Source organism: Rhizobium sp. CECT 9324 (genome assembly GCF_918741265.1).
Lineage (GTDB): Bacteria > Pseudomonadota > Alphaproteobacteria > Rhizobiales > Rhizobiaceae > Allorhizobium.
The window spans coordinates 2943857-2955274 of the sequence record NZ_CAKKMZ010000001.1 but is presented as its reverse complement, the minus strand read 5'-3'; the positions used below and the strand labels follow the sequence as shown (position 1 = coordinate 2955274).

Here is an 11418-nt window from a genome sequence, read left to right as displayed (position 1 = left end):
GCGAAAGAACTTAATCTTGAATAAATCGCAAATGTCAGATTGTCAGCTTTGATAGTTTTTTTGCGGCAGGGTCTGGTTCAGGTGACGGGACTGGCGGTCAGCTGGTACAATACGTGGCGCTTCAGCTCGGGATGGCTGTCTGGCACGCGAGGATGATCGAAAGCTCCGTCTTCGACGGCTGTCATGCCGATGCGGCGCATGACGGCGATGGAGCGGGCATTGCCTTCAACCGCGAAGGAAAAGATCTCGGCCAAGCCTCTGTTGTGGAATCCATAATGGGCAAGCGCCCTGGCGGCTTCGGTTACGTATCCGTTGCCCCAGAACCGGGTTGCGAGCCGCCAGCCGATTTCGACGGCGTCATCCGGCAGAATGCCGGGGAGGCCTGCAGGCGACAGGCCGCAAAATCCCATGGCGTCGTCGGTTGCCTTATCAGCCATGGCGTAGAAGCCGAAGCCCGTCTCGGCAATCATCGAAGCGACCTTGTCCATCAATGCGTCGGCCTCTTCGCGGCTGCGCCGAAACGGGAAGTATTCCATCACCTTGGGGTCACGGTTGATCTCGCGAAACAGGTCGCGGTCCGTGTCGCGCCAGTTGCGCAGATAAAGCCTCGTGGTTTCCAGGACGATCATCTCAATCCTCGCGGCCGTCAGGCTGTGACGAAATCCGTCTTCCTGTAACCCTGAATATAGAGAAGGGCGGTCAGGTCAGCGTGGTCGACGCGGATCTTTGCCTGGGCCGCCACGGTGGGTTTGGCATGCAAGGCAACACCGGAACCGGCGATGCCAAGCATGCCAAGATCGTTGGCCCCGTCGCCGACAGCGATCGTGTCTTCTGGACGAATCCCGAGCCTCTTAGCGATCTCCAGCAGCGAATCGACCTTCGCCTGCTTGCCGAGGATTGGCTCCGCCACCTCTCCGGTGAGCTTTCCTCCGGTTTCCAGCAGGATATTGGCGCGGTTTTCATCAAACCCCAGCGTAGCGGCGATCTTCGATGTAAACACGGTAAAGCCGCCGGAGACCAAGGCCGTGTAGTAGCCTCTGGCTTTCATCGTCGCGATCAGTTCCGGTCCGCCAGGTGTCAGTGTGATGCGCTTGGCGATCACCTCGTCGACAACCGAAATCGGCAGGCCCTTGAGCAGGGCGACGCGTTCGCGCAGTGCCGGTTCGAATGCGATCTCGCCATTCATCGCACGCGCGGTAATCTCGGACACCTTGTCTTTCAGGCCGACTTCCGCTGCCAGTTCGTCGATGCATTCCTGGCCGATCATGGTCGAGTCCATGTCAGCGATCAAAAACCGCTTACGCCGCGTGTCGGCGTTCTGGACGATGACATCGATCGGCAATCCGGCGACAGCGTCACGCAACTGGCTTTCGGCAACCGAGGCGTCGGTGCCGTCCTTCAGGGCGATATCGCAGGCGACGCCGTCGGCGAGCCAGTAGAGCCCGGACGCCGAAACAGCGGCGGCGGCCTTTTCTCCGAGTGCGGGAACGAGAACGGGGTTTGACGGATTGGCAACAAGCGTGGCAACCAAGGCCATGATGGAATATCCTAGACAAGACATCGACGCGATCCTGATAACCGGGCCGACCGCCAGCGGCAAGTCCGCGCTGGCACTTGAACTGGCGCGTCGCCATGACGGTGTCGTGATCAATGCCGACAGCATGCAGGTCTACGATACCTTGCGTGTGGTGACTGCGCGGCCGAGCGAGGCGGAAATGGGGGGCGTGCCGCACAGGCTCTATGGTCATGTGCCGGCGTCAGCCCGCTATTCGACCGGAGACTGGTTGCGGGAAATCGAGATCGTCGTTCAAGACCTGAAAGCTATTGGTCGTATGCCGGTGATCATCGGCGGCACAGGGCTTTATTTCAAAGCTCTGACCGGCGGACTTTCGGATATGCCGACTATTCCGGCGGGCATTCGGGACGCCCTGCGCCAGCGGGCGATCGATGAGGGTGCAGAGGCGCTGCACGCCGAACTGTCCGGCCGCGATCCGGCTGTGGCGGAAAAACTTAAGCCACAGGACGGACAGCGTATCGTCAGGGCGCTTGAAGTGCTGGAAGCGACAGGCCAATCGATCGCAAGTTTTCAGGGCAGGGCCGGTCCGATGATCGTCGATCCGGCGCGGGCGGAGAAATTCGTCGTCCTGCCCGAGCGCGCCACCCTGCATGAGCGGATCAATCGGCGTTTTTCGATGATGATGGATCAGGGGGCGGTCGACGAGGTGCAGGCTCTGCTCGCGCAAGATCTGTCACCGGAGATGCCGGCGATGAAGGCGATCGGTGTCAGCCAGATCGCCGATATGCTGGCGGGCAAGATCAGCCGGGACGCAGTTGTCGAACTCGCCTCTGCTTCCACCCGCCAATATGCCAAACGGCAAATGACCTGGTTCCGCAACCAGATGGACGATCGTTGGCTCAGGATCGATCCGAAGCAGCAACACCCGGCCTGATCCGTGAGTGGTACCCATCCGCCCCCAATCCCCCCAGGCTTCAATCCTTCTTGTAAAGACTGGAGAGCGGTCTTTTCAGGATGCTTTCTCGAAGTGATGGGCCACCCTCACGTCGCAAGGTAGAAGTGCCGAAGCCTGGAGCCACTGCTGCCGGCTCTCTGGTGAAGGCTGGCGGAGGGGCCAGAGGTTCAGGTCGGTAGCGGCTGGGATCCTCGCCCGCCGGATTGCGTGGCAGCATGTCGGGTCGGTAGGGCTCGATGGTGGGTGTTTCGGCTGCCGGCAGGGCATGACGGAATGGCGAGGGTTCGTAGGATGTCGTCGTGTTCGATGGCGGCCGATCGCTGCCGGCAAAACCCGGTGCGGAATAGTCGTCATCGCCATAGTCGTCGAGCTCTTCATCGTCGTAAATGCCCGTCGGATCGCCAGTACGGCTGCCAAGCATGGTGGCGTCGAAGCTCTGCTGGAATGCCGAGATATCCGGTGCAGCGATGGCGCGCATGCGGCCGACAATCGAGCGTAGATCGACGGTATCGGGTGATTCTTCCGAACTCTTGGCCGTTGCGCCATTGGCCTTCGGTAGATGGCTGGTATCGACGCGCGAAAAACGCATGCGCATTGGCACGGCAATGGCTTCCCCAAAAGCGATGGCTTCGCCATTGCCGATCGAGGAAATGAAGCTTGTCGTTGAGATCGAGCTGTCCGGAATCGCCGATCGAATGATCTCCTGGTCACGATCGTTGGAGAGCCGCATGGCAAACAGCGTCGAACACTGCGACAGAATGGTCTGGTCCAGTTCACCGGGGCGCTGGGTGATGATGCCGAGCGAGACGCCGTATTTCCGGCCTTCCTTGGCGATGCGGGCAATGGCCTGGCGGGTTGGAATGAAGCCGAGGCTCTGGTCCGCCGGCACATAACGATGGGCCTCTTCGCAGACGACCAGCATATGGATCGCGCCATTCGACCAGAGTGCGAGCTCGAACGCCATGCGGCAGAGAACCGAGGCGACCGAGTTGACCACCTCAGACGGGATGCCGGCGAGCTGGAAGGTCGAGATCGGGCGGTCGTCGCCGGGAATGCGGAAGATATGGGCGATGGTCTCCATGATCGTGTCGCTGATCGTGTTGCTGGAGAACATGAAATGGTATCGCGGATCGTTGATCGCCGACATGATGCGCATCTTGAGCGCCCTTAGGAATGGCTTTTCGCCCCGTCCTTCGAGGCGGCCGATGCGTTCGTCGATCAAGGCCATCAGGTCAGCGATGCGGTAGGGCACCGGCGTGTCGGCTGTCATCGAGCTTTTGTCCGATGCACGACGCATCAGGGCGGACTCGTTGCCGCGGAAGGCGCGCTTGGCCTCCGGCATCAGGTCACGCAGGATATCGAGTTCTTCTGGAACCGGCGGCCGGCCACGGAACAGGACCTCGGCAAACTCTTCCAGCCGCATCAACCAGAAAGGCAAGTCCAGGGTGTCGGTGTCGATGACCACGGCATGATCGGGGAACGCCGCAGCAAACTCGTTGTGCGGGTCGAGGATCAACACCCGCAGCTTCGGGTCGCTTTCGATCGCCTTGCGCAGGAGAAGCGAAACGGCAGTCGATTTGCCCACCCCCGTCGAGCCGACAACCGCAAAGTGTTTCGACAGCATGGACGGAATATGGATGGCGGCGTCGATCGTCTCATCCTGGGTGAGCTTGCCGATGACGCAAGTGTCACCCTGACGGGTGTCGTAGATGCGCAAAAGGTCGGCTGCACGGATGCGATGCGCGATGGCGCCGAGATAGGGATAACGCGAGATGCCGGTCGAGAAAACCTCGGATCCATCGTCGCCGACATGGACCTCGCCGAGAAGTTCTACTTCGATGAGGAAATAGTTGTCCTCGCCTTCGCCCCAATTCTTCGAGCCGGTCTGCATCGAATAGGCGAGCGCCACGACGCGGTTCTTGCCGACGGTGATCGAAATCAATCGACCGACGGACCAGAGTTCGGTCAGGTCAGTTCCGCCGTCTTCTGCGACGGCTGCAATGGTCGCGCGTGCGCCGTTGCAGGCGACGACGCGCCCGAGCATCCGGTTGCCAGGCCGCATGACATCGCGGCGGTCTTGTTCTGCGGCAGCGCCAGACTTGTGAAGATCATCGTTCAACAAGAAAATACTCCCAGTTGGGCGGGAGCCTATCCGCGAACGGCTTAAGACTTCGTATAGGGCTGGTCCTGTTGGCCTTGCCGGATCACCTGCGCAATAAAAGTGCGCCAAAGGGCGTAAATATTGATCAATGATGCGTTGACGCTTAGATCGTTTGTAGCTAACACTTCGGCCATGAAAAACGCAAACGTACTTATCGTGGTGGGACGGCGCATGGGCAGGATGGTGTAACCATCCGGCGATAGCCACCCATGCGCTAGATGACAGGCTCCTCAAGGGGCCTTTTTTTATGCCCAAAACCGGGGTATCAGCCCTAGAAAATCCAGAAGGCAGATGGAAACACAGCATGACGGGTAAAGACAATCAGATGACCGGCGCCGAAATCGTTCTGCGCGCGCTGAAAGACAATGGTGTCGAACATATCTTCGGTTATCCCGGCGGCGCCGTGCTTCCGATCTATGACGAGATCTTCCAGCAGGACGACATCCAGCACATTCTCGTGCGGCATGAGCAGGGTGCCGGCCATGCGGCGGAAGGCTATGCGCGTTCGACCGGCAAGGTCGGTGTGTTGCTGGTCACGTCCGGCCCGGGCGCCACCAATGCCGTGACGCCGCTGCAGGATGCCCTGATGGACAGCGTTCCGCTCGTCTGCATTTCCGGCCAGGTTCCGACTGCGCTGATCGGCTCGGACGCCTTCCAGGAATGCGACACCGTCGGCATCACCCGCCCGTGCACCAAGCACAACTGGCTGGTCAAGGACGTCAACCAGCTCGCCGGCATCATCCATGAAGCCTTCCGGATTGCCCAGTCCGGCCGGCCGGGTCCGGTTCTGGTCGATGTTCCGAAGGACATCCAGTTTGCCACCGGCACCTATACGCCGCCGGAAGCGCACAAGCCGGCCAGCAGCTATCAGCCGAAACTGCAGGGCGACCAGCGCGCTATCCATGCCGCCGTCGAACTGATGGCCAATGCCCGTCGTCCGATCATCTATTCGGGCGGTGGTGTGGTCAATTCCGGGCCGGAAGCCACCAAGCTGCTGCGGGAACTGGTCGGTCTCACCGATTTCCCGATCACTTCGACGCTGATGGGTCTGGGCTGCTATCCGGCATCGGGCAAGAACTGGCTCGGCATGCTCGGCATGCATGGTTCCTATGAAGCGAACATGGCGATGCATGACTGCGATGTCATGGTCTGCATCGGCGCCCGCTTTGACGACCGGATCACCGGCCGCTTGAATGCGTTTTCGCCGAACTCGAAGAAGATCCATATCGACATCGATCCGTCCTCGATCAACAAGAATGTCCGCGTCGACGTGCCGATCACCGGCGATGTCGGCAGCGTTCTGGAAGACATGGTTCGCGCCTGGCGCGCCCTGCCGAAGAAGCCTGATACGGCGCAGACGGGCGAGTGGAAGGAAAGCATCACCAAGTGGCGGGCGCGTAATTCCTTCGCCTATACGCCGTCCAAGGACGTCATCATGCCGCAATATGCGCTGCAGCGGCTCTATGAGCTGACCAAGCATCGCGACACCTACATCACGACCGAAGTCGGTCAGCACCAGATGTGGGCGGCACAGTATATCGGCTTCGAACAGCCGAACCGCTGGATGACGTCGGGTGGTCTCGGCACCATGGGCTACGGCCTGCCGGCCGCCATCGGCGTCCAGGTCGCACATCGCGACGCGCTGGTCATCGATGTTGCCGGCGACGCCTCGATCCAGATGTGCATCCAGGAAATGTCCTGCGCCATCCAGCATGAACTGCCGGTCAAGGTGTTCATCCTGAACAACCAGTACATGGGCATGGTGCGCCAGTGGCAGCAGCTGCTGCATGGCAATCGCCTGTCGAATTCCTACACGGAGGCGATGCCGGACTTCGTCAAGCTGGCGGAAGCCTATGGCGCTGTTGGGCTGCGTTGCGAAAAGCCGGATGAACTGGATGACAAGATCAACGAAATGATTTCGGTCAACAAGCCGGTGATCTTCGACTGCCGTGTGGCCAATCTCGCCAATTGCTTCCCGATGATCCCGTCGGGCAAGGCGCATAACGAGATGTTGCTGCCGGACGAGGCGACCGATGAAGCTGTCGCCAACGCGATCGATGCCAAGGGCCGCCAGCTCGTTTAACCGAAGGATTGAAGACCATGAGTGCACAGCTTCAGCCGACCGGTTCGGCCTATTTCATCTCCAAGGAAACCGCAGCGGTCGAGAGCCATACGCTCTCGGTTCTGGTCGACAACGAGCCGGGCGTGCTTGCCCGGGTCATCGGCCTGTTTTCCGGCCGCGGCTACAACATCGAAAGCCTGACGGTTTCGGAAACCGAGCATGAGGCACATCTGTCGCGGATCACCATTGTGACGCGCGGCACGCCGAGCGTGCTCGAGCAGATCAAGGCGCAGCTTGAGCGTATCGTGCCGGTGCACCGGGTTCTCGACCTGACGGTGCGGGCGCGCGAGCTTGGCCAGGAACGGCCGATCGAGCGTGAAGTGGCGCTGGTCAAGGTGGTGTCTTCCGGCGAAATGCGGGCAGAAACCCTGCGCTTGGCCGATGCTTTCCATGCGAAAGTGGTTGATGCGACGGTTGAACATTTCATCTTCGAAATCACCGGCAAATCGTCGAAGATCGATCAGTTTGTCGCGATCATGAAGCCGCTTGGCCTGAACGAGATCTGCCGCACCGGGATTGCCGCGATGAACCGTGGGTCGCAGGGTATGTAGGCCTGCCGATCTAATGTAATGTAGTCTAAAGCGGGCGGCCTCTGGTCGCCCGTTTTTCGTTTGACCGGTTTTGGCTCAGTCGAGAGATGCGAACAGGTCGAGAAGGCCCATCTGTTGTGAGGCCGCCTTTTCTTGCTTGCCCGGCTTCTTCTCCTTCGCCTCGATCGATGCTTTCTTCTCCTGTTTCTTCGCTTTTTTCTCAGCGGAGGTGGTTGGCTTTTTGTCTGCTGCTTTTGTTGTCTCTGGCTTTTCGAGGTGCGTCACTGGGCTCACATGCTCGACAAAGCTCAGGATGCTCTTGCGCAGCTGTTCTGGTACGAGGCTGTAGTGGATGAACTGACCACGCTTGTCGCCCTCGATCAGGCCGGCATTCTCGAGAATTGCCAAATGCTGGGAGATCGAGGGTTTTGCCATGTCGAAGCGGGACGAGATCTCGCCGGCCGTCAGGCTCGAGCCCGCCAGATGGACGAGGATCATCCGGCGCGGTTCCGACGCCAGCGCATTGAAAATACGCTGGGAGGCCCGATCCATGATGTCGACTGCGACATCTTTCTTCTGCTTCTTGCTCATCATCGACACTGCTTCCGCCCGGCTCAGAAAAATAAAATTAGGGAATGTCCTAATTTTCTTTTTGTCTTCCGTAAAGATGTAGGCATTGCTGGCGATACGGCGATCTTCGGCAAGCCAGTGTTGATCACAGCATTTCGAGCGGCACCTTGCGAGACGGCGGCGGGAAGGCTGCATCCAGTCGGTCGAGATCTTCGTCGGTGATGTCCAGATCGACGGCATCGCGATTTTCCCGCAGACGGTTCAGGTTGACGGTCTTCGGGATCGGGATGACGTTGTCGCGTTCCAAGAGAAAGGCAAGGGCAACCTGCGCCGGCGTGGCCTGATAGGCCTTGGCGATATGAATGAGCTCGGGATGTTCAAGCAGTCGGCCCTGTTCGATCGGAGAATAGGCCATGATCGGGATATGGCGCTCCTGGCACCAGGGCAGGAGGTCATATTCGATGCCACGGCGGGACAGATTGTAGAGTACCTGATTGACTGCACAGTTCTTGCCATCAGGCACACTGAAGAGTTCCTCCATGTCTTCGGTATCGAAGTTGGAAACGCCCCATGACCTGATTTTACCGCTTGCCTTCAGCGTTTCGAGGGCCGCGACCGTATCGGCCAGTGGATGTTCACCGCGCCAGTGCAACAAGTAGAGATCAAGATAGTCGGTGCCGAGGCGTTGAAGGCTGCGGTCGCAGGCTGCGATCGTGCCGTCGAGGCTGGCATTCCACGGCAGAACCTTGGAGACGACAAACGCCTCTCCGCGGCGATCCTTCAGCGCTTTGCCGACAACCGTTTCGGAGGCGCCATCGGCATACATTTCGGCGGTGTCGATGAGGGTCATGCCGAGGTCGAGAGCATGGCGAACAGCATCGATTTCCGCCGGCATGTGGCGCTTGTGCTCGCCCATCATCCAGGTGCCGAGACCGATTGTCGGAACGTGCAGTCCACCCGGTAACGTGATTGTCGCGATAGAGTCGTGCATGGGACAGCTCCTCGATTTGCAGATCAGGATAGCAGTGATATCAAGGCTGGCAAGGATAGGGCCACCGGCCACTGATCGTGTCACGGAGACAAGTGACCGGCTGACGCCAGGCGTTTGGACAGGTATGCTGACCTAAAAAATGACCGGGAGGATATCCATGTCTGTCGACACGCTGCTGGCGTTGATCCTGTTTGCCTTTTCGACATCGATCACGCCAGGTCCCAACAATATGATGCTGTTTGCGTCTGGCGTGAATTTCGGCTTTCGTCGCACCATACCGCATATGTTCGGGATCGGTGCCGGTTTCCTGTCTCTGCTGCTTGGTGTGGGGCTGGGTTTGGGCGCTGTGCTTGCGACTGTGCCACTCGCCTATACCGGCCTGAAAATCGCCGGCGGTGTCTATCTGGTCTGGATCGCCTGGAAGATCGGGACCTCCCGTTCACTGGGGCAGGGCGAGGTAAAGGCGAGCCCGATGACCTTCTTTGGAGCTGCCGCCTTCCAATGGGTCAATCCGAAGGCCTGGGTCATGGCCGTCACGGCCATGGCGGTCTATCCCGATCCGCAAAATTATGCCCTGACGGTGGCGATTGTCGCGCTGGTCTTTGCCGCGGTTAATGTGCCGAGCGTTTCTACCTGGGCAGGCTTCGGCTCGGCGCTACGCGAGTGGCTGTCCGTCCCCGTGCGGCTCAAGTGGTTCAATATTACCATGGCCATCTTGCTGGTTCTCAGTCTCTGGCCCATGTTGAAATGACGATGGAATGCCGTCGCCGCCTTTTGATGGTGGCAGGAGACCGCAGCTTAAAACTGTTTGCAGAATTGCCTGGGGGGCACGCTCTTGGTTCATGATCACAACCATACCCACGACCGTGGTGCGCATGGCGATCCTCACGCGCATGATCATCACCATGACAATCAGTATTCGGACATGCAGGCGCGGGTAAAGGCGCTGGAGACCTTGCTAACGGACAAGGGATTGATTGATCCCGCCGCGATCGACGCGATTGTCGATACGTATGAAACGAAGGTCGGGCCACGCAACGGCGCCAAGGTCGTGGCGAAAGCGTGGAGCGATCCGGCCTTTGCAGCGTGGCTGAAATCCGATGCGACCGCGGCCATCGCCAGTCTGGGTTTCGCCGGTCGGCAAGGCGAGCACATGCGCGCCGTGTTCAATACACTAGAGACCCACAACATGGTCGTCTGCACGCTGTGCTCCTGCTATCCGTGGGCGGTGCTTGGACTTCCGCCGGTGTGGTACAAGGCGCCGGCCTATCGGTCGCGCGCGGTGATCGATCCTCGCGGCGTGTTGGAAGAGTTCGGAGTCGCCCTGCCGGAGGGCATCAAAATTCGTGTCTGGGATTCGACAGCGGAACTGCGATACCTGGTGGTGCCCTTGCGGCCGGTCGGCACGGAGGGCTTCAGCGAAGAGCAACTGGCTGATCTCGTCACCCGCGATGCAATGATCGGAACAGGTCTTGCGCTTGCGCCGGAGGATATCCGATGAACGGTCCGCATGATCTCGGCGGCCAGATGGGGTTCGGCCCGATCGCGCCTGAGCGAGACGAACCTTATTTTCACGCCGAATGGGAAAAGCGCGCACTTGGCATCACGCTGTCCTGCGGTGCCTTCGGTGCATGGACCATCGATGAAAGCCGGCATGCGCGGGAAAGCATCCCTCCAGCCGAATATCTCGCCGCAAGCTATTACGAAATCTGGATCCGGGGTGTCGACACACTGCTGGAGCGGCATGGGTTTGCCAGTCGGGAGGAGTTGGCGTCGGGGCAGCATATCGCGCAGGGCGCCCGGCCAAAACGCGTGCTGAAGGCGGATATGGTCGAAAGCGTGCTGGCCAAGGGTGGACCATGCGACCGTCCGGTTCAGAAGGCCGCGAGGTTTGCCGTTGGGGATCAGGTCAGGACGAAGAATTTCCATCCGCTCGGCCACACGCGCTTGCCGCGCTATGCCCGCGCCAAGCGCGGCGTTGTCGAAGCCGTGCAGGGCGGATTCGTTTTCCCGGACGACAACGCGCATGGCAACGGCGAAAATCCGCAATGGGTCTACACGGTCGTCTTTACCGGTGACGAGATCTGGGGTGAGGGGGCAGATCCTTCCCTGACGATTTCCATCGATGCGTGGGAGAGCTATCTTGAGCGCATGTAAAACCCCGTCGCCTGTGGCGCAATCTCCGGGTCTGCCGAAATCGGCCGAAGGCGATCCGGTCTTTGGCGAACCGTGGCACGCGCAGGCATTCGCGCTGACCGTGCACCTGCATGAGCGCGGACTTTTCGAATGGAGCGAATGGGCGCAGAGCCTTTCGCGCGAGGTGCACAAACCGGGGCGGGTGGCGGACGGTTCCGATTATTTCGACGCGTGGGTTGCTGCATTGACGACGCTGTTGGTCGAAAAGGGCGTTGCCGATGGCGACAGGGTTCTGGCGCTACAGAAGAGTTGGCAGCGCGCTGCGGAAGCGACACCGCATGGCAGCCCGATCCAGTTGGCAAACGACCCGCTGGCCGTCTGATGTCCACTCTTTGTTCTGGTTAGCCGGCCTTTTGGCTTGCAATCAAGGCTCGAAT

At 59.8% G+C, this 11418-nt stretch carries 12 protein-coding genes; 7 read left to right on the top strand and 5 right to left on the bottom strand.

The genetic code is table 11. The features are described from left to right. Nucleotides 1-77: 77 nt before the first annotated feature. Nucleotides 78-629, bottom strand: a complete 552-nt coding sequence (locus LQ231_RS14450) for a GNAT family N-acetyltransferase (RefSeq protein ID WP_230171837.1) — start codon at nt 627-629, stop codon at nt 78-80. Nucleotides 630-646: 17 nt separating this feature from the next. Then, the gene (gene serB / locus LQ231_RS14445) at nt 647-1537 is read right to left on the bottom strand and encodes a phosphoserine phosphatase SerB (protein WP_230171836.1); all 891 of its coding nucleotides are present in this window, start codon (nt 1535-1537) and stop codon (nt 647-649) included. Between serB and miaA the strand changes: the two genes are divergently transcribed. After that, nucleotides 1536-2450: a tRNA (adenosine(37)-N6)-dimethylallyltransferase MiaA gene (gene miaA, locus LQ231_RS14440; RefSeq protein ID WP_230173367.1), complete on the top strand. Its 915-nt coding sequence runs from the start codon at nt 1536-1538 to the stop codon at nt 2448-2450. The two genes, serB and miaA, sit on opposite strands and share 2 nt — an antisense overlap. A 40-nt stretch (nt 2451-2490) precedes the next feature. Here the strand turns inward: miaA and LQ231_RS14435 are convergent, their stop codons facing one another. Continuing rightward, nucleotides 2491-4593 (bottom strand): ATP-binding protein, encoded by a 2103-nt coding sequence (locus tag LQ231_RS14435; protein ID WP_230171835.1) that lies wholly within the window; start codon nt 4591-4593, stop codon nt 2491-2493. 343 nt (nt 4594-4936) lie between these two features. On the opposite strand from LQ231_RS14435, the gene LQ231_RS14430 reads away from it, so the two are divergent. Both LQ231_RS14430 and ilvN read left to right on the top strand, forming a co-directional pair. Further along, a complete protein-coding gene (locus LQ231_RS14430) occupies nt 4937-6715 on the top strand; it encodes an acetolactate synthase 3 large subunit (RefSeq protein WP_230171834.1) in 1779 nt (592 codons plus the stop codon). A 17-nt stretch (nt 6716-6732) separates the two neighbouring features. Beyond that, entirely contained in the window at nt 6733-7305 is a 573-nt protein-coding gene (ilvN, locus tag LQ231_RS14425; RefSeq protein WP_007598985.1) for an acetolactate synthase small subunit, read from the top strand. A gap of 75 nt (nt 7306-7380) precedes the next feature. On the opposite strand, the gene LQ231_RS14420 is transcribed toward ilvN, so the two are convergent. Together LQ231_RS14420 and LQ231_RS14415 are read right to left on the bottom strand one after the other, a co-directional pair. After that, nucleotides 7381-8049 carry a metalloregulator ArsR/SmtB family transcription factor gene (locus LQ231_RS14420; protein WP_230171833.1) on the bottom strand — a complete coding sequence of 223 codons (669 nt, stop codon included), beginning with the start codon at nt 8047-8049 and terminating at the stop codon, nt 7381-7383. After that, a complete protein-coding gene (locus tag LQ231_RS14415) occupies nt 8000-8845 on the bottom strand; it encodes an aldo/keto reductase (protein WP_230171832.1) in 846 nt (281 codons plus the stop codon). Before LQ231_RS14415 ends, LQ231_RS14420 begins: the two co-directional genes overlap by 50 nt. Before the next feature lie 157 nt (nt 8846-9002). Between LQ231_RS14415 and LQ231_RS14410 the strand changes: the two genes are divergently transcribed. The 4 genes from LQ231_RS14410 to LQ231_RS14395 all read left to right on the top strand — a co-directional run bounded on the left by LQ231_RS14410 (nt 9003) and on the right by LQ231_RS14395 (nt 11363). Continuing rightward, entirely contained in the window at nt 9003-9596 is a 594-nt protein-coding gene (locus LQ231_RS14410; protein ID WP_113141684.1) for a LysE family translocator, read from the top strand. A gap of 174 nt (nt 9597-9770) precedes the next feature. Then, nucleotides 9771-10346: a nitrile hydratase subunit alpha gene (gene nthA, locus LQ231_RS14405; protein ID WP_230173366.1), complete on the top strand. Its 576-nt coding sequence runs from the start codon at nt 9771-9773 to the stop codon at nt 10344-10346. Then, nucleotides 10343-11002, top strand: a complete 660-nt coding sequence (gene nthB / locus LQ231_RS14400) for a nitrile hydratase subunit beta (protein ID WP_230171831.1) — start codon at nt 10343-10345, stop codon at nt 11000-11002. Before nthA ends, nthB begins: the two co-directional genes overlap by 4 nt. Next, entirely contained in the window at nt 10989-11363 is a 375-nt protein-coding gene (locus LQ231_RS14395; protein ID WP_230171830.1) for a nitrile hydratase accessory protein, read from the top strand. The genes nthB and LQ231_RS14395 overlap by 14 nt, the downstream gene beginning before the upstream one ends. The last annotated feature ends 55 nt before the right edge of the window (nt 11364-11418 follow it).

Coding starts and splice junctions, on each gene's coding strand:
- LQ231_RS14450 (WP_230171837.1), bottom strand. CDS start 629: ATGATCGTCCTGGAAACCACGAGGCTTTATCTGCGCAACTGGCGCGAC.
- miaA (WP_230173367.1), top strand. CDS start 1,536: ATGATGGAATATCCTAGACAAGACATCGACGCGATCCTGATAACCGGG.
- serB (WP_230171836.1), bottom strand. CDS start 1,537: ATGGCCTTGGTTGCCACGCTTGTTGCCAATCCGTCAAACCCCGTTCTC.
- LQ231_RS14430 (WP_230171834.1), top strand. CDS start 4,937: ATGACGGGTAAAGACAATCAGATGACCGGCGCCGAAATCGTTCTGCGC.
- ilvN (WP_007598985.1), top strand. CDS start 6,733: ATGAGTGCACAGCTTCAGCCGACCGGTTCGGCCTATTTCATCTCCAAG.
- LQ231_RS14420 (WP_230171833.1), bottom strand. CDS start 8,049: ATGCAGCCTTCCCGCCGCCGTCTCGCAAGGTGCCGCTCGAAATGCTGT.
- LQ231_RS14415 (WP_230171832.1), bottom strand. CDS start 8,845: ATGCACGACTCTATCGCGACAATCACGTTACCGGGTGGACTGCACGTT.
- LQ231_RS14410 (WP_113141684.1), top strand. CDS start 9,003: ATGTCTGTCGACACGCTGCTGGCGTTGATCCTGTTTGCCTTTTCGACA.
- nthA (WP_230173366.1), top strand. CDS start 9,771: ATGCAGGCGCGGGTAAAGGCGCTGGAGACCTTGCTAACGGACAAGGGA.
- nthB (WP_230171831.1), top strand. CDS start 10,343: ATGAACGGTCCGCATGATCTCGGCGGCCAGATGGGGTTCGGCCCGATC.